General features: G+C 54.8%; 14 protein-coding genes and 1 pseudogene. 10 read left to right on the top strand and 5 right to left on the bottom strand.

The genetic code is table 11. The features are described 5' to 3' along the window. Positions 1-12: 12 nt before the first annotated feature. The 3 genes from ACGHP5_RS14265 to ACGHP5_RS14255 form a co-directional block, all read right to left on the bottom strand. Positions 13-3,333 carry a SusC/RagA family TonB-linked outer membrane protein gene (locus ACGHP5_RS14265; protein ID WP_390567349.1) on the bottom strand — a complete coding sequence of 1,107 codons (3,321 nt, stop codon included), beginning with the start codon at positions 3,331-3,333 and terminating at the stop codon, positions 13-15. A gap of 88 nt (positions 3,334-3,421) precedes the next feature. Beyond that, entirely contained in the window at positions 3,422-4,498 is a 1,077-nt protein-coding gene (locus ACGHP5_RS14260) for a BACON domain-containing protein (RefSeq protein ID WP_390567347.1), read from the bottom strand. A gap of 175 nt (positions 4,499-4,673) precedes the next feature. Further along, positions 4,674-8,753 carry a two-component regulator propeller domain-containing protein gene (locus ACGHP5_RS14255; protein ID WP_390567345.1) on the bottom strand — a complete coding sequence of 1,360 codons (4,080 nt, stop codon included), beginning with the start codon at positions 8,751-8,753 and terminating at the stop codon, positions 4,674-4,676. 249 nt (positions 8,754-9,002) lie between these two features. Here ACGHP5_RS14255 and ACGHP5_RS14250 point away from each other — a divergent pair, with 249 nt between their 5' ends. The 4 genes from ACGHP5_RS14250 to ACGHP5_RS14235 all read left to right on the top strand — a co-directional run bounded on the left by ACGHP5_RS14250 (position 9,003) and on the right by ACGHP5_RS14235 (position 16,427). After that, the gene (locus tag ACGHP5_RS14250) at positions 9,003-10,307 is read left to right on the top strand and encodes a DUF1080 domain-containing protein (RefSeq protein WP_390567343.1); all 1,305 of its coding nucleotides are present in this window, start codon (positions 9,003-9,005) and stop codon (positions 10,305-10,307) included. 86 nt (positions 10,308-10,393) lie between these two features. Continuing rightward, the gene (locus tag ACGHP5_RS14245; RefSeq protein ID WP_290533233.1) at positions 10,394-11,674 is read left to right on the top strand and encodes a Gfo/Idh/MocA family oxidoreductase; all 1,281 of its coding nucleotides are present in this window, start codon (positions 10,394-10,396) and stop codon (positions 11,672-11,674) included. Positions 11,675-11,849: 175 nt separating this feature from the next. Further along, positions 11,850-15,056: a family 16 glycoside hydrolase gene (locus tag ACGHP5_RS14240; RefSeq protein WP_390567341.1), complete on the top strand. Its 3,207-nt coding sequence runs from the start codon at positions 11,850-11,852 to the stop codon at positions 15,054-15,056. A gap of 777 nt (positions 15,057-15,833) precedes the next feature. Further along, positions 15,834-16,427 (top strand): hypothetical protein, encoded by a 594-nt coding sequence (locus ACGHP5_RS14235; RefSeq protein ID WP_390567339.1) that lies wholly within the window; start codon positions 15,834-15,836, stop codon positions 16,425-16,427. Positions 16,428-16,581: 154 nt separating this feature from the next. On the opposite strand, the gene ACGHP5_RS14230 is transcribed toward ACGHP5_RS14235, so the two are convergent. Further along, positions 16,582-16,731 carry a hypothetical protein gene (locus ACGHP5_RS14230; RefSeq protein ID WP_337756112.1) on the bottom strand — a complete coding sequence of 50 codons (150 nt, stop codon included), beginning with the start codon at positions 16,729-16,731 and terminating at the stop codon, positions 16,582-16,584. Positions 16,732-16,945: 214 nt separating this feature from the next. Between ACGHP5_RS14230 and ACGHP5_RS14225 the strand changes: the two genes are divergently transcribed. From ACGHP5_RS14225 to ACGHP5_RS14200, 6 genes and pseudogenes are all read left to right on the top strand, one after another. Next, positions 16,946-17,737, top strand: a complete 792-nt coding sequence (locus ACGHP5_RS14225; RefSeq protein ID WP_337756113.1) for an SDR family NAD(P)-dependent oxidoreductase — start codon at positions 16,946-16,948, stop codon at positions 17,735-17,737. Positions 17,738-17,793: 56 nt separating this feature from the next. Next, positions 17,794-17,889, top strand: a pseudogene (locus ACGHP5_RS14220) (mechanosensitive ion channel family protein); the annotation flags it as partial. A gap of 68 nt (positions 17,890-17,957) precedes the next feature. Next, complete coding sequence (locus ACGHP5_RS14215) at positions 17,958-18,533, top strand: aminodeoxychorismate/anthranilate synthase component II (protein WP_337756114.1); 576 nt, start codon at positions 17,958-17,960, stop codon at positions 18,531-18,533. Then, positions 18,533-19,504, top strand: a complete 972-nt coding sequence (locus ACGHP5_RS14210; protein WP_337772488.1) for an aminodeoxychorismate synthase component I — start codon at positions 18,533-18,535, stop codon at positions 19,502-19,504. Before ACGHP5_RS14215 ends, ACGHP5_RS14210 begins: the two co-directional genes overlap by 1 nt. Continuing rightward, positions 19,501-20,097, top strand: a complete 597-nt coding sequence (locus ACGHP5_RS14205; protein ID WP_390567336.1) for an aminotransferase class IV — start codon at positions 19,501-19,503, stop codon at positions 20,095-20,097. Before ACGHP5_RS14210 ends, ACGHP5_RS14205 begins: the two co-directional genes overlap by 4 nt. 376 nt (positions 20,098-20,473) lie before the next feature. Beyond that, positions 20,474-20,608, top strand: coding sequence for an HU family DNA-binding protein (locus ACGHP5_RS14200; protein WP_337756117.1), 135 nt, complete (start codon positions 20,474-20,476; stop codon positions 20,606-20,608). Positions 20,609-21,855: 1,247 nt separating this feature from the next. On the opposite strand, the gene ybaK is transcribed toward ACGHP5_RS14200, so the two are convergent. Next, on the bottom strand, positions 21,856-22,347 hold the full coding sequence (gene ybaK, locus ACGHP5_RS14195) for a Cys-tRNA(Pro) deacylase (protein WP_290532779.1): 492 nt from the start codon (positions 22,345-22,347) through the stop codon (positions 21,856-21,858). Between the last annotated feature and the right edge of the window lie 57 nt (positions 22,348-22,404).

The raw sequence follows: 22,404 nt of genomic DNA, 5'->3' as shown, positions 1-22,404 counted from the left end.
GGCGGAGCGAATTTAGAAGCTGACACGAAGCGTCAGCGTGAACTGTTTGGGCATCGGTACTGCAACGCCGCCCGTATTGAAGAACTCGGGATCCTGGCCTTGCAGCTTTTTGTCCGAATAGATCAAAAACGGGTTGGTTGCCTGGAATTTGAGCGATAATCCGCTCATGCGCAATTTCGAAGCGATTGACTGCGGAAAATCGTACGAGAGCGAAATCTCTTTCATGCGGATGAAATCGCCCTTGGCTACCCGTACATCAGAGTAATTGTAGGCGCTATACGCGACGTAGAGGTTGGAAATATCGTTATTCTGTCGCGTGCTGGCGATGACCGGGACAGTGGTCCGCCGTTCGTCGCCGGGATTGAGGTAGCGGTTGGCGAATTCCCGGGGCATAGCCGTCAAATCGGAATAACTGTTCGAGAAAATCGGATCGAGACGAACGACGTTTCCAAAGGAGTAGGTCATAAAGACGTTGAGCGTGAATCCCTTGTATTTAAAGATATTGCCTAGACTGCCCGTAATGGTAGGATCGACAGGACCTTCATAGACGAGGTTGCTCATGTTCACAGTCTCCTGGAACTGGATGTTCGTCGAGGTAATGCTGCCGTCACTTGCGAGGAACGTCGGAATGCCCATCTCGTTAAGCCCTGTGAATTTCAGGGAGAAGAGCGACCCGCGCGGCGTTCCCTCCATTGAGTAACCGGTGCCGGTAATATAGTTGATCATGCGTGTCGAGGTTTTGAGTTTGGTAACCTCGTTATCCATCCAGGCAAAGATGAAATTGGTCTGCCATTTGAAGTCTTTACGTTCGATATTGCGGGTGAAAAGCGAAAGTTCCACGCCCTGCGATTTCATCTCCGCAACGTTTCCTTGCTTATCCACGGCTCCGCCCAAACCCATTGTTACAACGTTGCCGATCAGGTCGAAATTATTGCGCCGGTAGGCATCCATTGAAAGAGTGATGCGGTCGTCGAGGAATCCCATGTCGAGGCCGACGTTCAACTCATGCTTTTTTTCATAGGTCAGTTCCGAGTTCTCGGGAGCTGAAATGCTCAATGCAGGCTCCCGGATTTCAGTCGCTCCGCGCCACGGGTTCAGCGGGTAAATCGTGGCCGTGGAGTTATTGACCCATGTGGGGCCCCGGTCGGCAGTGAGGCTGTACGAGAGACGCAGCGCGAGGCTGGAGAAGGCCGGATGCAACGGTTCGAAGAACGACTCCTGGTCGATGCTCCACTTGCCGGCGATATTCCAGGTCGGCAACCAGCGCGCCTTACGCGATCGGCCCAACCGGTTGGAACCCTCGTAACGGAGCGTACCGTTGATCGTGTAGCGGTAGTCGTAGGAGTAGGAGAATGTGCCGGCGAAGGCGGCGTTGCGTTCCCGCGTATTGGACAGACTGTAATACTGGGTGTTTTCCTCCAATTGTTTCTTAAACAGGTCAAGGATATAGAACGGCGTTTCGCCCATGTCGTATTGCAGGCCCCAGCCTTGGAACGAGGTGGCGCGGCGATCGATGGCATTGATCTCCACAATGCCGAACAGATTCAGAATGTGCCTGTCATTGAACGCGTCGTTGTAGCTGATCGAAGCCCGGAAATCGCGGCTCTTGGCGCGAAAGTCGCTCCGTTTGTAGATACCTCCCTGGGGAAGGATCGAATATTTGTCACGGTTCGGCTCATCGGGATTGTCGTAGAGGTAGGGATTGTTGTTCTGAATGATCGAGGTGGCCATCGAACGGTAGGCCTGCGCCTGATTCGAGCCGTCCTCGATGTGGTGCTCGGTGCTCGAAGCTTGATATTTGATTGCCCCAAGGGCCGAAACTTCGACTTTCGGAGTAATCTTCCATTTGAGTTCAGCCTGGAATTTCACGTCGCTCACATTCAGGTCCATATAGTTCTTGGACAACTCGTCCTTGATGTTGAACGGAGTGTAATTGCGCGTATAGAATTCATTAGGGTCGAGCGTGCGCGACGAACGCAGTGCATAGGAGTAGGGGTTGATGTCGAAATCGCGCTTGACGGTTCCGAACACGGCGTCTACCTCCGACGAGAGCGATCCCGGCGCACGCTGTTCGCGGTACGATGCGTTGCCGATGAGGTTCAGCGTCAGTTTGTCCTTGAGGATGTGCTGCGTGGTATTGACCAGAAGCGTGTAGCGGTTCACCTTGCTTTGGATGCTCCATCCCGGATCGACCATCGCACCGACGGAAGCGTAATAAGAACCTTTTTCACTGCCCGAGGAGATGCTGGCCGAGTGGCTGTGCTGAATGCTGTTGCGGAAGAGTTCCTTGAACCAATCGGTGTTGCGGAACTCGGCCTGCCGCAGGTAGGCGTTGCGCCCTTCGGGGGTGTTCAGCACGGCGAACTGCCCCGTGGCGGGGTTGTAGGTGTTGATCAGTTGCGACAGTTTGCCGTAGACTCCGCTTTCCGAACGGTAAACGGTATTGGCATAGTTGAGCCATCCCTTGTCGTACATCTCCTGGTAGACGGCCATCTGCTCTTGCGAATTCATGATGTTGAAGTTCGAGTAGCCGGGAACCATGCGCATCGTGAATTCGCCGGTGTAGTTGACCTTCGTGATGCCCGGCGTGCCTTTCTTCGTGGTGATGACGATGACTCCGGCCATGGCGCGGGCACCGTAGATCGAGGTCGCGGAGCCGTCCTTGAGTATCTGGAAACTCTCGATGTCATCGGCGTTGAGCCCGGCGATGGCCGAACTGATGAGCGTTGTGGCATCGCCCGACGACAGGGAATTGGCATCGACGTTGATCACATCCTCCATGATCACACCGTCCACCACCCACAACGGCTTGGAGTCACCGAAGATCGACGTGGCGCCGCGGATGCGGATTTTCGGAGCGGCACCGAAAGTTCCGGAGACGTTTTGCACGGACACGCCGGCAGAACGGCCTTCAAGGCCGCGGCTGATTTCACTGATGCCGTCCAGTTTGACATCCGAGGCCAACAATTGGTCAGTGGCCCCGGTAAAGATTCGTTTGTCCATCTTTTGCATACCGGTCACTACGACCGATGCGATTTCCTGTGCGCTCGCCTTGAGTATGAAATCCATGCGGTCGGCATCGACTTTCTTCTCGACCGAATCGTATCCCAGAAAGGAGACGCGCAGTACGGCTCCAGAGGGGACGTTTTTGAGTGTATAAAGCCCGTCGGCCACTGCCGTGGCGGCATTGTTCGTGCCAACGACTTGAACGACGGCGCCCGTCAGCGGCGTACCGTCCTCTTCGGACACCGTGCCTGTTACCACGCGGTTCTGTGCCGAGGCCCGGCACACCACTGCCATGGCGAGCAGAATGAGTATGGTCAGTTTTTTCATTGGTCAGTCATTGAAGTTCTTGGTTCCGGTGCGCAGGCAGGGCCGCGGTCGGCAAAGGTTGCGGCCCGCCCGCTGCATTCGGAGTCGGTTAGTAGTTTTTGGAAAGTTCCAGTGCGTCGGTTAAACAGAGTTGCCCGGTAAACGTCCAATACCGGTCGTTGTTCTCCCAGAAACAGAGCGTCTTGGCCTCCCGGCCATTGCCTTGGCCGTTATCGCTGAACACGAGCCGGATCGTGCTTGCATTTTCGTCGAAGAGAGGTTCCGCCGCCCATGCAACCACGCCCGCCTGCGACCAAATATAGTTGCCTTGGCCGTTATTCGGGCCATTGAAATGGAGGGTATAGAACTTCGTTCCCGAAAAACCCAGTTCCTGACCGGTCTGAATGACCACCTTGCCGTCGGTGAACTCGGCCGTAAAGGGATAATCCTTGAGGGCGGGATCGTTGATGGTAACCTTATACGAATATTGATTTTCCTTGGCGGCGAACGTGATCGACGAGAGATTCTGAATGCTCCCGGCAAGAATGTCAGTTTTGGTTACGTTCCACGTGCCGAGCAGGAAATCATAGGTGCTCTTTTTAGGTTGTATAAGCGTGACGATCACCGGATCGCCTTCTTCGGGTGTAAACTCCGCGCGCCCCTTCACCTCGACACGGCTCGACGCCCTGTTCGATGTGAAACTGACGCTCGTGCCGTCTTCGCTCTTCAAGAACGAGAACGCGTTATTCGGATTCTCCGTAAATTTTACGTCATAGCCCCCGGAACAGGTTACTGCAACGGAGAGCGTGCGGTCCGTATCGGAGAAGATGAGCGTCGAGGGCACAACGACAAGTCCCCTGAATTTATCCTGAACAACGTTGATAAGCAGCGGTTTGAGTCCTTCTGCCTTCACGGTGACCGTGGCTGAACGCTCCTGATCGCCCGTATACGCAAGAACGTTGAAATTGACGGTCGAACCGATGACCGCGGTACGACACCACGATTCGCTCGACTCCGCCGTTACATCCCGTCCACCGGCATCTACAACTGCACTGGCAAGGCCACCTTTGTAGTCGAATTTTTCACGCGTAATGCTTCGAAGTGAAACCGATGTGGGATCGTCATCCTTCTCGCATCCGGTCAACATGGCCAAGGAAGCCAGTAATAAAAGTAGGTAATGTTTCATATGGGTAATTTTGGGTTGGTTGATTCCGCGTTGTCAATCCGGGCCGGCTGATATTGCGAACAGCCGAATCCGATGTAAAATTACTGAATCCGAGATTCCGCGTTGGAAAATATCGTTCACTTTTACGATAAAATCGGCCCCGAGACACCGGAAGTTGAGAAATGGCCGCCCCTGACTACTGTGTTCCGGGTTCCTGTTTTTCGAGGAATTCCGTCGGAAGGACCCCGAACTGCTTGGCGAAGCATTTGGCGAAATAGGACGACGAACTGAAACCGGTAAGAAATCCGATTTCGGTAATGCGGTATCGGCCTTCGATGATCATTCGTTTCGCCTCGTTCAAACGAATGAGTTTCATGAAATCGTTTGGCGTCAAGCCCGTAACGGCTTTCAGTTTTCGGAAAATCAGCGTACGGCCCATCGCCAACTCGCGGGCAAGAAGTCCCACGGACAAGTCCGGATTCCGCATATGGGCGATGATCACGTCGCGGCATTTAAGGATGAACTCTTCATCCAACCGGTTTTGTTGAGAAACCGTATCGAATTCGGTCATGAATTTGCCTGCATAGAGGCGCCGGATCTCGTCACGCGTACGAAGCAGACTGGAAATCTGCGCTTTGAGCTGGTCAGGCGAGAAAGGTTTCTCGATATAGGCGTCAGCGCCGCATTCGAGACCCTCGATTTTAGAGCTTACGCCAGTCCGAGCCGTGAGTAAGATCACAGGGATATGGCTTGTGGAAATGTCGTTTTTGATACGCCGACAGAGCTCTATTCCGTCGATGTCGGCCATCATGATGTCGCTTACGACCAAATCGGGATCGTTGTTTCGAAGCAGGTTGAGCGCCTGGCTCCCGCTATCCGTTGAGATAACAAAATAATCGTTTCCGAGCACTTTGACCAAAAAATCGAGAATATTGCTGTCATCATCTACGATCATGACCGTATGGCGAACCGTCATCGCGGAGGGCCGTTGTATCGCCAGGTTCGTCCCGGGTTCTTTCTGTGGCTGCGATTGCCCGACAGGCTCCGTATTGAGATGTGTTTCCTCGCGAATATCCATCTTTTCGCTCGCAGGTTCAGGGATGAATGCCGTCAGCAGCGCTCCGGATTTGCCGTCCGGACGTTCTGTCGCTGTAATTGTTCCGCCCATCAGGCGGATGAAGATTCGGCACAGGTGCAAGCCGATTCCGACGCCGGACGCGAATCCGTTGTTCCGGGTTTGGTAAAAAGCTTCGAAAACCTTTTCCCGCTCTTCAGCCGGGATGCCGGGACCGTCGTCCCACACTTCCATCACAAGACCGTCGTCTCTGCGATCGATGCGAATGTGGATTTCTTCTGCGGCGAAACGCAGAGCGTTGGACAACAGGTTGCTTATGATTTTGGTCAGCGCCTCCCGGTCGGTGATTTGCATCAAGTGATCAGGGATCTCTTCGATCAAACGGATGCGCCGCTGTTGTGCCGTGGGACCAAACATAGCCAATTGTTCCCGGACGAGCTGGCCGACATCGCAGATATCGTAGCGGAGTTTGTATTTGTTCGAATCGATCTTCCGGAAATCGAGCAGTTGGTTGACCAGCGAATGAAGCCGGTGGTAATTTTGCTTGATAACGGCCAGATACTCTCCGTCCTCCTCGGAAATCCGATGCGATTTCATCACTTGCTCCAGCGGCCCAATAATCAGGCTCAAAGGAGTTCGGATCTCATGAGTGATATTGGTGAAGAAACTGATGCGCTGCTCGTAGAGATTCCGTTCGTTCTCACGTTTGACCTGTTCGATCTTCTCTTGCTGCTGCCGCCCGGTACGCCGCACCCAGTAATGCAGACCGACAACGATTACGATAAGCGTCAGCACCGCGTAACCTGCCAAAGCGCCTTTCGACTGGAAAAATGACGGCCGGATACGAATCCAGAGTCTCGTTTCATCGGGATTCCATTGCATGTCGCCGTTGCCAACCTGCACCCGAAAACAATATTCTCCGGGACGCAGGTTATTGTAGTTGACCGAAGCGTTCCGGCTGTCGGTCATGGACCAATGATCGTCGAGGCCGTCGAGCCGGTAACGGTAACGGCAATCTCCCGGGAAGAGGTAGGTTGGCGAAACGAAACGAAATCCCACCGACGTCTGGCGGTGCGACAGCGTGATCTTCCGGGTGTATTCGACAGGAACCGAAAGCGGCGAACTTCCGTCTTCCGCATGGGATACAGGCAGTCCGTTAAGCGAAAACCGGGTGATTATGACCGGATAGAGGTTCCAGTTGCCCATGATGTCATGGGGGGGGGTGAACGTACATATACCATCGGTCGTACCCAGCACGATGCGCCCGTCGGAAGTGAGGATACCCGAATTGGACATAAACTGTTCGGTGTGAAGCCCGTCGGCGCGTGAATAACGTTTCAATTGTCCAGATGCGGGATAAAAGACGATCAGCCCCCTGTCCGTGGTGATCCAAAGTCTGTCGTTTTCAGGGATGATCCGCTGAATGATCTTACTGGGCAGAGGCAAGGTTCCATGGCGAACGAAACCGCCCTTTTCGTCATAACTGCAAAGTCCGTAACCGTTGGTTCCGATCCACAACCGGTTCGTGCGGTCGACGGCAAGCGTGTTGACCGCATTGCGGCTGATCGTCGCAGAGTTGTCGGGATCGTACCGGTAGTGTTGCAGGAGGTCGGTACGGGCATCGTAGGAGTAGAGGCCGTCTTCGTTCGTTGCGATCCAAAGACAGCCAGCATGATCCTCCGTAATGTCCGAAATACGCACCTTGGGGTCGCATGCCACAAAACGATCTTCAAATCGGTCATAATAAAAAAGCCCCACGGAAGTCCCGGCCCAAATGCGGCCGCTGCTGCTCCGGAATAGGACGAAGACACGAGAACTGGGATCCGACGGGTCTGCAAGATAGGATTTCACGGTTCGGCTTTTCAGGTCCACGGCTTCGATACCCCGTTGGAAAGCAGCGATCCAGAGCGTTTGTTCATCGACAAGCATTGAAAAGACGTTGTAAATGGCTGTCCCAACGTTTTGAGCCGTGCGGTACGGAACGACCGTGCTGGTATGTCTGTCGAAGAGCAGAATGCCGTCATTTTCGTTTCCCAACAGATACTGTCCGTCTTTCAGTTCACAGACCGCGCTGACGACCTTACCCCGGTCGGAACTATCGTTCTTTCGTGTGGCATAGCAAGTGAAGCTGTTACGGGCCGGGTGAAATTCTACACCCTCATAACAAGATCCAAACCAAAAATTTCCTTCGCGGTCGTATAGAAAAGAGAAGATGTTGCAATACTTGGTACGTATGAAAGGAACTTCAGTGTCCTCTATGGGCCGAAGTTCCGATTCAGAAATACGGTAGAGTGTCGCACCACTGTTCGCACAGACAAGCAATTCGCCCGGCGCCCGCTCTGCCAGGCAGTGGATACGTTGCAACCGGCCCTCCCCGCTCCGATCGTCATAATTGGTGAAACGGCCTGTGCTCCGGTCGAAGCGATCAAGACCGGAACTTACCGTCCCGAGCCACAACGTGCCGTATGAATCTTCCGTGATGGCATCGATCGAATTATCCGAAATGCAATTCCGTCCGTCTGTTTCGTTCCGGTAATGAGTGAAGCATCCTGTCTGCTTGGAAAAAGCGCACAACCCTTCGCTGTAAGTTCCAATCCATATGGTTCCATCCTTGCTTTCGTAAATGGTCGAGATATAGTCCTGCGCGATGGAAGTGTCATCACCGGGAACATGGCGGTAAACCGTAAGGCATTCCGTTACAGGATTCCAGCGAAAAAGCCCCGAATTGACAGTCGCAATCCAAATTTCACCTTCCCTGTCCTCAATGACTTCGGTCGTCTGTCCCGTAACGCATGCTCCGTCGGAAGTTCTGGCATCGAAATGTCGGAAACGGTCGGTCGCGGGTGTGTAGATGTCCACGCCGTTATCAAGTGCAAGCCAGATCTGCCCGCGGCTGTCGAGCATCAGCCGGCGGATGTTGTTGCTCGAAATGCTCGACCGGTCGCCATCGGTATGGGTGTAACAGCGGAACTCACAGCCGTCGAAACGGCACAATCCGTTGTCGGTTCCGAACCAGATGAATCCCACCGAGTCCTGAACGATGCCATAGACGTGATTGGATGACAGACCGTCGTCCACGGTATAGTTACGCAGATTATGGTAAACGGAAGCATTCGCCGATTCGGCACGCCCCGGCAAGAACAAAAACAAGATACAGAGCAGAAACAAAAATGCAGCAATGCTGTGGAAAGTTTGCTTCATAGAAATTTGGATTATTAACAAATGTAATAAATGCCGGACTTTCTACAAAGATAATATGATACAGAAAAAGGCCAATTTCGTACATCTCGGTGTTACGAGACAATGTTTCGTGCCGCGACAGTTAGATTTTCCCTTTCCATTCAGATTATTGGCCTCGATATGTACTATTTTATCGTACTGCGGAAAACTTTTCATCTATTTTTACTTCACGAAACGAGATAAAGAATTACTACTTAAATTTCTACCTTAATGAAATCCCAATTAAGCCGTAACCTGTTCCGCACCCTGTTCGGGGCGGGACTCCTCGCAGCCAGCCTCTGCTCCTGCTGCCCCAAGCACAACACCCTCACCCAGGCCGAAATCGCCGACGGCTGGCAGCTGCTCTTCGACGGCAAAAGCCTCGACCAATGGAAAGACTTCAACGGAGACTCGCTGACGATGCCCTGGCACGTCGTGGACGGCTGCATCCAGGCCAAAGGCGACGGGAGCGACCTGTCGGGATACATCGTCACCAAAAAGCAGTATGAGAACTTCATCCTCGACTGGGACTGGAAGCTCTCCTACGGCGGCAACAGCGGCATGCTCTACCACGTGGTCGAGAATCCCTATTTCAAGGTTCCCTACGTCACCGGGCCGGAGTACCAGCTGATCGACAACGAAGGCTGGGAGGCGACCAACGCCCCGACCCGGCTCGAAGAGTGGCAGAAGCTGGGCGTAGACTACGCCATGCACCTGCCGAATGCTGATTCGCTGTTCGTGAATCCGCAGGGGGAGTGGAACTCGTCGCGCATCGTGTGCGACAACGGCCACGTGGAGCATTGGCTCAACGGCCGCAAGATCCTCGAATTCGAAGCCTGGACCGACGACTGGTTCGCCCGCAAGAACAGCGGCAAGTGGGAGACGGCTCCCGAATACGGACTGGCGCACCGCGGCGTGCTGTGCCTCCAGGACCACGGCTACCCCGCTTCGTTCCGCAACCTGAAAATCAAGGAACTGCCCCGCAAGGCCGGCCGCGAGGCCGAACTCTTCAACGGCCGCGACCTCTCGGGATGGGAAGCCTACGGAACCGAGAAATGGTATGTCGACAAGGACGGCCTGCTGGTCTGCGAGAGCGGTCCCGACAAGAAATACGGCTACCTCGCCACGCGCGAATACTACGATGATTTCGACCTGACGGTGGAGTTCAAACAGCTGGCCAACGGCAACTCGGGCGTCTTCTTCCGCTCGTTCGTCGAGCCGCCCGTGAAGGTCCACGGCTGGCAGTGCGAAGTGGCTCCGAAGAACCACGACACGGCGGGCATCTACGAGTCCTACGGCCGCGGCTGGCTGGCGAAGATTCCCGACGAGAAGGAGTCGATCCTCAAGGAGGGCCAGTGGAACACGTTGCGGCTCAAGGTCCAGGGCGACCGCGTGCAGACGTGGCTCAACGGCGAAGAGATGGTGGACCTCACCGACGCCAAAATCGGAGCGGCGCAGGGACGCATCGCCCTGCAGATTCACGACGGCGGCGGCATCAAGGTGCTCTGGCGCAACCTCCGGCTGACGACCCTGTAAACAAACGGCGGTTCCCCCTTCCGGACGGAACCGCTTTTTCCATTCCACATTTATCGACAGCATTCAAAAACACAACCTGAAATACTATGAGTAACCGCAGAGATTTTCTGAAAAAGGCAGGCGGACTGGCGCTGCTGACCCTCGTGCCGCGCAGCGTGCTCGGAGGCCCCAAATTCGTCGCCCCGAGCGACCAGCTCACCAAGGGCATCATCGGCGTGGGCGGCATCGGCAAGAGCAGCTACCACTTCACCTCCAACGATGCGTGCCGCCTGGTGGCGGTGTGCGACGTCGACCGCAAGCACCTCGAAAGCGCCGTCGCGCTGGGCCGCAAGAAGTTCGACAAGACTCTCGAAAGCTATCACGACTACCGGGATCTGATCACCGACCCCAACGTCGACATCGTACACATCGCCACCCCGCCCCACTGGCACGGTATCATGGCTGTCGAGGCGGCCAAGGCCGGCAAGGACATCTGGTGCGAGAAGCCGATGACGCGCACCATCGGCGAGGGCAAGCGCGTGGTGGAGGCCGTCAGGCAGAACGGGCGCATCTTCCGCCTGAACACCTGGTTCCGATTCAAGGACACCTTCTACGGACTGGGTACGACGGTAGAACCGCTCAAGAAACTCGTCGACAGCGGCCTCTTGGGATGGCCCCTCAAGGTGACCATCTCCGGAGCCACGGGATTCACCTGGAAATTCTTCTGGGTGGGGCAGGAGAACCTCCGTCCGCAATCCGTTCCGGAAGAGCTGGACTACGACATGTGGCTCGGACCGGCACCCTACAAACCCTACAACAAACACCGCGTGCATGCCACTTTCCGCGGGTACTGGGACTACGACGGCGGCGGCCTCACGGACATGGGCCAGCATTACATGGACCCCGTGCAGTACCTGCTGGGCAAGGACGGCACGTCGCCGGTGAAGATCGAGGTCGACGCTCCGCAGCAGCATCCCGACGCCGTGGGCATCTGGCGCAAGATCGTCTACACCTACGACGACGGCTGCCAGATCGTGCTCGAAGGCGAGGGTTACGAGAGCAAGGGCAAGGTTCCCTACATCGAAGGACCGCTGGGCAAGGTCTACCAGGGCTTCGAGTGCACGATTCCCGACGTCATGGAGAAGATCGCCGAAATGCCCGACCCCGAACCGCAGAACACCGATTTCCTGGCATGCGTGCGCAACCGCGAACCTTTCGCCCTCGACGAGATGAAGGGCCACCGCAGCTCCACGCTCGTAAACCTCGGCACCTGCGCCCTGCGCCTGAACCGCACGCTGAAGTTCGATCCCGACAAGCAGCTTTTCGTCGGCGACGAGGCCGCCAACCGCCTCATCGACCAGCCGATGCGCACGCCGTGGAAAATCTGATAACGTCCAAAACCTGAAAAAAACATGAAGAAGATCTTTATCACCATACTCCTCGCCGCCCTGATGCCCTTCGCAGCAGGGGCGCAGGACGCGCGCCAGCGCACCGCCGAGACGATCGTGGCGGACGCCCTGGCCCAACCTCCCGGCCCGGACGCCCAAGGCGTTCGACAGCCTGATGCAGGAACTCGCGGCGACCGGAGCCGACGGAATCCGGATGATGGCCGGCATGCTCGTGCCTGCCGCCGAAGGCAAGAACGCTCCCGTGGAATACGCCCTGAACGGCGTGGTGAGCTACGTCTCGGCCCAAGGCCGCGGGGAGCTTGCCCGGGAGGTGCGCGCCGGACTGACGGACGCCGTCGCCGCCTGCACGGACAAACCCAACCAGGCCTTCCTGCTCTCGCTGCTCCAGCTGTGCGCAACGGCGCAGGAAGCACCCGTATTCGTGAAATACGCAGGGGACAAGTACCTCGCCGACTACGCCGTGCGCGGACTGATCTCCACGCCCGGAACCGACGAAGCGATCCTCGCGCTGATCGACGCAAGCCCGGCCCCGAACGCCCTGCTGGCCTATGCCGCAGCGGAAAAGGGCCTCGCGGCAGCCGAACCCGCGCTGCTGAAGTGGGCCGCCGACCCCGCGGCCGGCACGCCGGCCAAAGAGGCCGTTTATAACGCACTGGCCAAGTGCGGCACAGCCGCCTCGATCGCGCCGCTCGCCGCAGCCGCCAAGGCCGACGGCTACGCCTTCACGAAGACGGACGCCACGGGCGCCTACATCGCCCTGATCGCACGCCTCGCCGCCGCGGGCAACAGCAAGGCCCTCGCAGCAGCCAAGGCGTTGCAGAAAACCTCAATGCCGCAGAACGTCCGGGCCGCAGGGCTGGGGATCGTACTGCGTTCGGATGTCAGAAAACAGACCTCGGAGGTACTCGCAGCGCTGAAAGACGCCGACCGCGAATACCGCTGCGCTGCGCTCGACTTCGCCGGCGATTTCGCCGACGACGCCCTTTACGCCGCCATCGTGAAGAAGATGCCGTCGCTCTCCGACGCTGCGAAAACCGACGTCGTGAGCTGGCTGGGCGCACGTCATGCCGCATCGCAGGCCAACGCCGTGATTGCAGCCATCTCCTCGCCCGACGAAGAACTGGCTCTGGCAGCCATCCGCGCCGCCGGAAAGATCGGCGGGCAGGAGGCACTGAACGCGCTCGTCGCACAGCTGGCAGGCGCACACGCCAAAGAGGCGGCGGCGGCCCTCGCGGCATTCAACGGAAAGCCCAACGCCGCGTTCGTAGCGGCACTCGACGGAGATCCCGCCACGCAGGCCAACGCCCTGAAGCTCGTCGCCAAACGGCGCATCACCTCCGCCGCCGGCAAGGTGTTCGCCCTGCTGAACTCCCCTGACAGGGAGGTGCGCACGGCAGCCTACGACGCGCTGGCCGGCGTCACGACCCCCGCAGACTTCAACCGTCTGTGCGGCCTGCTGAACAAGGCGCAGGAGAATGACGTGAAGGCCCTGCAGGCCGGATTGAAAAACGCCCTGGCCAAGGAGGCTCCCGACATGCAGTACAAGATGGTGGCAGGGCAGATGGCCGCAGCGCCCCAAAAAGCCCGGTATTACCCCCTGCTGGCGCAGGCGGCGACCGACGACGCCATCCAGGCGCTGCTGAAAGCCGACGACCGGAAGGCCGCATTCGCAGCCCTGCTCACGGTGGAGAACCCCTCGATGATCGAAGTGCTCTACCAGCTCGCCGGGGAGAACCCCGCATGGACCGACGCCGCAATATCGCGCTACGCGGATTTCGTCACCAAGTCGCGCAATACGCCGATGCGCAAATACCAGCTCTACCGCCGGGGCCTGGAGGCCGCACCCGCGGCCAAGGTGCAGAACAAACTGCTCAAAGCCCTCTCCAAAACCCCGGTATTCCCCGCCCTGACGTTCGCCGTGAACTACATGGATACCCCCGCGACGGCCGAAACGGCGGCGCTGGTCGTGAAGACCGTCGCCGCGAAGAACCCCGCGCTGGGCGGCGAGACGGTTGCCGCAGCACTGAAAAAGGCCCTGCAGGTATATGCCGGGCTGGCCAAATCCGACGCCGACGCCGGTTACGCCGTCGACGAGATCAAGGGCCTGATGGCCAAACTCCCCGCCGGGGGATATGCCCCGGTATCGCTCGAACCGGACGGCTGGAAGGCCGTGGTCGGCGATCCCGAGACCCGCAAGGAGATGAAGGCCAAGGCGCTGGCGAAAGCGCAGCAGGAGGCCGACGCGGCCATGGCGAAGAACTGGACCGCCACCGGCGGCGTCCTGACCGGAGCGGCTGACGCCGGCGTGATAGGCTCGGCGAAGAATTACGAAAATTTCGAACTGATCCTCGAATGGAAGACCGAAGCAGAGGCCGGGCTGGGCGTCCGCTCGATTCCGCAGATCGCCCTCGGCGGCAAGAACTCCGGAGCCCTGACGGGCAACAGGCTCCACGACAACACCTCGCCCAAAGCAGCCGCGAACAGCCCCCGGGAGTGGAATACGATGCAGGTGAAGGTCGTCAGCGACCGTGTGACGGTCCTCCTCAACGGCGTCACGACCGCGGAAAACGTCATCCTCGAAAACGCCTGCAACAGGGAGATCCCGGCCTACGCCCAGGGACAGCTCCTGCTCATCGCAGGCAAGGCGCCCGTAAGCGTCCGCGAAATGTATGTCCGCGAACTGCCCGCCACGCCGCGCTTCGAACTCTCGGAGGAGGAGGCACACGAAGGCTTCGAGGTGCTGTTCGACGGCATGTCGATGCACAAGTGGACCGGAAACACCACCAACTACGTCCCCGTGGACGGCACGATCTACGTCACGGCGCAGTACGGCGGCTCGGGCAACCTCTACACCAAGAAGGAGTACGGAGATTTCGTCCTGCGATTCGAATTCGCGTTCGACCGCGAGGGCGTCAACAACGGAATCGGCATCCGAACGCCGATGGGCGTCGACGCAGCCTACCACGGCATGGAGATCCAGGTGCTCGACCACGACGCCCCGATCTACAAGAACCTGCGCGTCTACCAGCAGCACGGATCCGTCTACGGAATCATCCCGGCCAAACGCGTGAAATTCCCGCCCCTGGGAACATGGAACGTCGAGGAGATCCGCGCCGTGGGAGACCGCATCACCGTCACGGTGAACGGTGAAGTGATTCTCGACGGAGACATCCGCCAGGCCTGCCAGGGACACAACGTGGCCCCCGACGGCGGCAAAAACAACCCATACACCGTGGACCACAAGAACCACCCCGGACTCTTCAACCCCTCGGGACACATCGGACTGCTCGGACACGGAGCAGGCATCAAGTTCCGCAACATCCGAATCAAGGAACTGACCGCGGAGAAAGCAAAAAAATAGTCCCCCTGCGACCGAAAACGAACCCGCCCGATATTCGGGCGGGTTTTCTTGGCACGGCGGCAGGAATCCATAAATTACGCTATATTTGTTCCATCGAATATTTATCTACATTATGTAGCTTTCGGGTCTTTGTAACGGGAACTTTGACAATTTGAAATGGAATATAAGGAAAATGGCCTTCAGAGTTGACAAATTGTCACCTAAAATTTTCCAGAGTATTGCTTATCAGATATTTATGTTTAATTATATTTTAGATGCAAAAGCTTGGAAAGCTCTTATCTAAAAAATAAATCCTTCAATTTTTAAGTTACTATTGCAATAGCTTGTTGATTCAGCCATTTTTTCTTCGATCGAATAGAATTTGCGATCCCGAAGATTTTCCCTATCTTACAAGAGGCTATTTGAAATGCGGCATTTTCATGCAATTAACTGAAAATAAACCGTTACCTTCTCGTTACCTATTCTATTTACAAACATGTAGCGACTCAATAAATCAAGCCGTTGCATTCCTATAGTCCCACTCTTGTTGGATACCCCTCTGCATTTAGCAAGCGGTTACTGTATCCCGGTTTCGGGCTACCGCAACAACACGTCCGGCGCGTTGAACAACGTTACGGGCAACGGCTATTCGTGGACGGCAGTGCCGAACTAGACGACGAACGGGCGCAAACTGAACTTCAACTCGGGTAGCGTCAACCCGTTGAACAACAACCGCTCCGACGGCTTCCCCGTGTGCCCCGTCCAAGAATTTACACGGCTCAAACCACTCTTGCCTGTATGGATATCGGATCCGAAGAATTGCTAACCGATATTTTCCAAGCCTATTTCGATGCGAGAAAACATAAAAAGAACACGAAAAGCCAACTCTCCTTTGAAATGGATCCGGAACATAACCTCGTCGCGTTACACGAACAGATCCGAGAGCGGACATACCGCCTCCGGCCCTGCATGTGCTTCATTACGGAGTATCCGGGCAAAGGTGAGATCTTCGCCTCGGCATTCCGGAACCACCTGCGAGGGCTGATCCCGCGTCTGAACGACTTCTTGTTCCCGGAACTGAAGCTGACGCTCCACCCCGACAAAATCGTACTGCAACACTACTCGAAGGGCGTCTTGTTCTTAAGGGCCTGCATCAGGCCGCACCGATACTATCCGGCCACACGAACCGTCAACATGTTCCATGCGGCGATCCGCAAACTAGAACGGGAATGCCAAAGGGAAGAGCCGCAGCCCGAACGACTCGCGGAAATGCCGGCCGTGATCAATTCCTACTGCGGACACCTGGCATTTCCAGGCCTACCGGATTCTGAACGGGCAGTTCCGGAAATCACCCCTGAAGCGTTATTTCGACTTCACGGCAAACTACCGTAAAGCCATACTGAAAAAAGAGTTCAAACAGCGTCGGAAACTCCCGTTCGAACAAGATACAAAAGAGGTATTAACTACCGAACATACTCAATTATAGGTTCTGTATATCAATGGTTAGAGGTTATTGACAATGCGCCTAAAAGGGAATGGTGCCACGTTAAAACCTAATGACAATAGAAACGCCGGAAAACATTGCTGCTTCTATCGGGTGGATCAGCCGTGGTTTTGCAAAGTCCGGACGCACAAAGGACAAAACATAAAGCGCTTGAATAAAGCAGCTTGTTTCTAAAATCACTATCTTTGACATGGTTTTAGATAGGATATGCCTCGGACAAGCCCAAACAAGTTTGGCTTTCCTCTCGGCTTTCACTATCTTTGTGCGTTTTTTCAACACATAAGTTTATGGAACAGTTGGAGATAAATAAGGTCGAGATCCGCAACCTGCAAAGGGCCGCCGGGGCGACCTGTACGAGGTGAAAGTGAAAAGGTAAAATGCCGATGTTACTTAAATATATCCTGATATGAAACGTCCTTGGGCACTGATTACAGGAGCCAGTTCCGGCATCGGATACCGGTATGCCGAAGAGTTGGCTTCGCGCGGTTACGATCTGGTTATCGTCAGCAATGAAAATGCCGCCTTGCGCGACGCTGCCGCGCGGGTGGCAAACGGTTACGGTGTGGAGGTACGCCCCCTCTATATGGATCTGGCCGCAGCGGATGCCGCCGACGCACTCTTTGCCGCATGTCGGCACGAGGAGTTGAAAATCAGCGTGCTGGTAAATAACGCCGGTATCTACCGTTTCGGCGAAACGCTCGGTATCGACAAGGGGTTCACCGAAAAGATGCTTTATCTGCATGTATTCACCCCGACACGCCTTTGCCTGCTTTTTGGGCAGGAGATGAAACTCCGGCAACACGGCTACATCCTGAACATGTCCTCCATAACGGCATGGCTCGCTTATCCGGGGATCAACGTGTACGGCGCGACCAAACGCTACCTCAAACAGTTCTCGCGCGGCCTGCATACGGAGCTTTACGACTACGGTGTAGGCGTGACGGCAGTCTGCCCGGGGGCGGTGGATACCGACCTCTATAATTTGAACCGGAAGCTGCGCCGCTGTCTCGTGCGTCTGGGCGTCATGCTGCCGCCTGAAAAGCTCGTCCGCAAGGCTGTCGACGCCATGTTCCGAAGGAAAGCAGTGGTGATTCCCGGCATGCTGAACCGGATCACACTGCCGATCGTCCGGCTGATTCCCCATAGCTTTATCCGCTGGGTAGCGCGGACGTCGGGCGTCCTGCCATTGGAGCGATAGGATCGGTTCTTGTCTTATTACCGGCAATAAGGTGAAAATATTGTGCAATCCGAAAATATTGGTGTGCTTTTATGACCGTCTACGCCGCCTTCAACCGCGAGGGCATTGAGTTCCCGTATCCGCAGTTTACGGTACATCAGGCCGGCAAATAAGGTTTTAAGCGGTAATTTAATACGTTTACCATATATTTTCTATTTTTGCAAACCGAATTTCCGATAGAATGAAGATTTTACTGATCGACAATTACGATTCGTTTTCATACAATCTGCTGCATCTCATAAAAAAGGTTTGCGACGTAACGGATCAGGTAGATATTGTTCTTAACGACCGTATAGATTCTCCCAAGGCCCGAAGCTACGACTCCATCATCATATCTCCGGGGCCGGGAATACCGTCCGCCGCAGGCAACGTCCTGCAAATTATCCGGGAATTGGCTCCCTGTAAACCGATTCTCGGTATCTGCCTCGGACATCAGGCCATCGCCGAAGCTTTCGGAGCCACAATCTACTGTTGCGAAAAGCCCCTGCACGGAGTGCGGTCAAAGATAGAGATCAGAGATACCTCGCGGCTTTTCAAGGAATTGGGAACGTATATTCAGGCGGGGCGTTATCATTCATGGCTCGTGGATAAAAATACGGTGCCGGATTGTCTGAAGGTTACCGCCGTCGATTGCAAAGGAGAGGTAATGGCACTGTCCCATACCTTGTATGATATTCATGGGCTCCAATTTCACCCCGAATCCTTTATGACGGAGCAAGGCGCACGAATCATGAAGAATTTTTTAATACGGCCATAATGCAAGCGACAGCCATACGAGATCGGATCAACCGCCTGGCAGCAGGAAGAAAACCGTTTCTTTTTGCCGTCGATTTTGAATTGTCGGACGGGTTCCTGATCGAGAATCCCCTGGAACAGAAAGAAATATTATTCAGGACACCCCGAACTTCGAATGCGGCCTCAGAGAGAGGGAATATGGAAAAGAACGCCTCGCTGTCCGTATTTCCGGAACCTTATGAGGTTTATCGGGAGAAATTCCGGATCGTAGCGGACGGGCTTCACAGGGGCGACTCTTTCCTGACCAACCTGACGGTAAGAACGCCGGTCGAAACCGATCTGTCGCTGCGGGAGGTATTCGACCGAAGTACCGCTCCGTATTGTCTGTACCTGCCCGAGCGGTTCGTATGCTTTTCCCCCGAACGGTTCGTATGTATCGAGAACGGCGTCATATCGACCAATCCCATGAAAGGGACGATCGATGCGAACATTCCCGATGCCGAAAACCGGATTCTGCAGGATGATAAGGAAACCGCGGAACACAATACCATCGTCGACCTTTTGCGAAACGATCTGGGAATGGCGGCCGAAGAGGTAGAGATAAGCCGTTTCCGCTATATCGACCGCATTACAACGAGCCAGCGGGATATTTTGCAGGTCAGTTCCGAGATAATAGGCCGCCTTGCTGAAGACTATTTGCTCCGGCTGGGAGATATCATATTCAGTATGCTTCCCGCAGGATCCGTATCGGGAGCGCCCAAGAAATCCACAGTCGATATTGTTAAAAGAGCCGAAGGTATTCCGAGAGGATATTATACCGGCGTGTTCGGCTATTTTGACGGAGCAATGTTCGACAGTGCCGTTATGATCCGGTTCATTGAAGAAGAGGACGGCAGGAAATATTTCCGTAGTGGCGGAGGAATCACCGTTTCGAGCGACCCGCAGTCGGAGTATAACGAAGTAATCGAAAAAATATACCTTCCTTTCGTATGACATTGTTTAGCGAGGCTATAAAACTGAAAGACGGAGTGCTGTACAACCTACCCTACCATCAGCGGAGAATGAACGAAACGACTCAGACGTTTTACCGGACAAAGGCAGACCTTTCCGTAATCAAGGCCATGGTTCCGGCCCGCATGAACAGCGGACTGTATAAATGCCGGGTGCTGTATTCCGATAAAATAGAAAAGGTGGAATTCATACCTTATATATTCCGCAACCCCGAAACAGTGGCGGTAGTCGCTGATGATGAAATCGATTACGCCTACAAATATGCAGACAGGAGCCGTATCGACAGTTTGCTGCAAAAATCCGGCTGTGACGATATGATCATCGTAAAGAACGGATTGGTGACGGACGCATCTTCGTCGAATCTTGTTTTCAAGTCGCAGGAGGGGCTGTTCACTCCCAAAAATTATTTGCTGCCCGGCACGAAACGGCAATTTTTGCTTGACCGCGGGAAAATTAAGGAGCGGGATATTACGGTGAATGACCTTCAAGCGTTCGATACGGTTTATTTTATCAATGCCATGGTGGATTTGGAGGACGGAATAAAGAAGGAGATACGTCGGTTGATTATGCGTTAAGAAGAATGCCGGCAACCTAACTTCGGTAAAGCAGGTTAGTGAACAGATTGTTCCTTTGGAAATTTACATGCAGCACTTGACGCTGATATATGCCTGTACCTGCGCAGGATTCAACAATACGGGGATTTAGGGTTTTGCCTCTATTAGACCGTCAATGAGCAGCGGCAGCACTTTTGTGCTGCCGCTCTCTTTTTAGTAATTAGCTGAATTAAAAGTACCCACGCTGCCCCTAACTTATAAAAGATGAAACAGATGAAATTTATGTGGCTTATTGTGAAACAGAAAAAGAAAAAATATCTAAATTTATAACACCTATAACTCGATTGGCGGCACTTAAGTGTACAATAATTATACAATAACGTAATAAGAAAACGGCATGAACAAGGAAGATCTTATTCGTAAAATCGCCCAGTGCGAAAAATCCGTTTCACAACGGCAGGTTCGTGCGGTATTGAATCGTGCTATGAAAATTGTCTCCGAAGCTCTTGAGTCGGGAGAGCCCGTTATATAGATGGGGTTCGGAAGTTTCGTCCGTAAGAATATTCCGCCCAAGAACCTGTATTCTCTGAAGGACAAATGCTGCAAGATGACCTCCGGGCAAAGGGTGATCGCTTTCAGACAATCCAAAAGTTGGGTGATCAAGTAATTCTCCCGGTACTTTTTGCCGGCCACCGATCGGTATGGTCATATTATCCTTTGGATGTCTGAAGTAACCGGTTCGGAGTCCGCTGCTTTCCGTTGCGAAGAGGTGTGTTATTATAAAGCTGTTACATCAAGTAGCAGCCATGAAGACGGAAACGTGACGGCTTTTTATTCCCCGCTACCCGGCAATTCCAACGTGGCTGGGTGACAGGATGGAAACTATATTTACAAACGAACATGGGAACTGACTTCAAGCGCCCGCAAACTTAACGAAGCTTTTATTCACCTTACCGAAATTGAGCGATTTATCAATTGTAAAATCAGCTTTGGTTTTTATCACAACGATATATTATTCTACAATATTGAAAGATGTTTTGCCTATATTCTGCATATTTCTTCTCTTTGTACAAGAGTCTTTGACAAGTTAAATGGGATGCAAAGGATATAGCCTTCAGAGTTGACAAATCATTACCTCGACTTTTGTCATTGCTGTCTGGCAGATGGTTAAAGCTGATCGGAACTTTTGGTGTCAAAAGGTACCCAAAATCATCCGCAAGTCGTTCTCCGCGGGATCGTCCTCGGGCCCGTTTGAGCGGGCGCAGCAAGATCAGGCCTTTACGGCGCAAAAACACGCGCCGTTTAGGCTGTGGCGGCTCGGCAAACAGCAAGCTGTCTGCCCTCGCCTGCGGACGCCTTTGCCAGCCTTCCGCTCCGGGCACACGGACCCTCGTCCGCTCTCTCTCCGCTCCGAACGATAATGCGGACTACGCCGCGGAACGCGGCGAAGGAATCCCGCTTGGCAAAAAAAGCGTCAAGAAAGAGGCGGACTAAAAGCGCGAGCGGAGGGGACGGTTTGCTTGCAAACCCGCAAATAGTCGCCCGGAGCCAGCTTAGGACGCATCTTTCAGCCTTTTTTGGCCGCAGGTCGGTTTTTGCGCCGCTTTTTGACGACTAAAAAGCGGCAACACCCCTGCGTTGTAAACGCAGGTTTTGGTACTTTTTGCGGCCAAAAAGCACATACGTTCCGGATCGCTTCGCGATCCGTCGTTCGCCCAGCTAAAAGCCGGGATTCAGAAGCAAAAGGAGGAGCGTAACATCATCGCTCCCATTCGGAAACTACCCTTCGCGGCTGATGTCCGCAAAGGAGGCCCGGACGTAGGCCGCCAGGTCCGAAGGGGCGATCTTGAGCTGCAAGCCCCGCACGCCCGCACTGATATAGATGAAAGGCAGACCGGCGGCCGTGGCGTGGATGTAGGTCGGAAAGGCCTTTTTCATGCCGACCGGCGAACAGCCCCCGCGGATGTAACCCGTCACGGGCAGCAGTTCCTTCATCGGGATCAGGTCGGCTTTCTTGTTGGCGGAGACCTTCGCCGCGGCTTTCAGGTCCACTTCGTGGTTGCCGGGCACGACGCAGACGAAATAGCCCGTGCGGTCGCCCTTCAGAACGAGGGTCTTGAAAACGGTAGCTATATCCTCGCCCAGCTGCTCGGCGACGTGCGTCGCGGCGAGATGCTCTTCGTCCACCCGGTACGGGACAAGTTCGTATGCGATCTTCGCGCGGTCGAGCAGCCGCGCGGCATTCGTCTTTTCGACTTTCGCGTGTGCCATATTGTTCCTTTTATCTTCTTATCTGCCGCAAAGGTAGTTTAAATTACCCGAATGTAT

This window comes from Alistipes sp. i18-0019-D1, assembly GCF_042852885.1.
In the GTDB taxonomy this organism is placed as follows: Bacteria; Bacteroidota; Bacteroidia; order Bacteroidales; family Rikenellaceae; genus Alistipes.
Note: the sequence above shows the minus strand (reverse complement) of the source record. Positions and strands in the feature narration are given on the sequence as shown.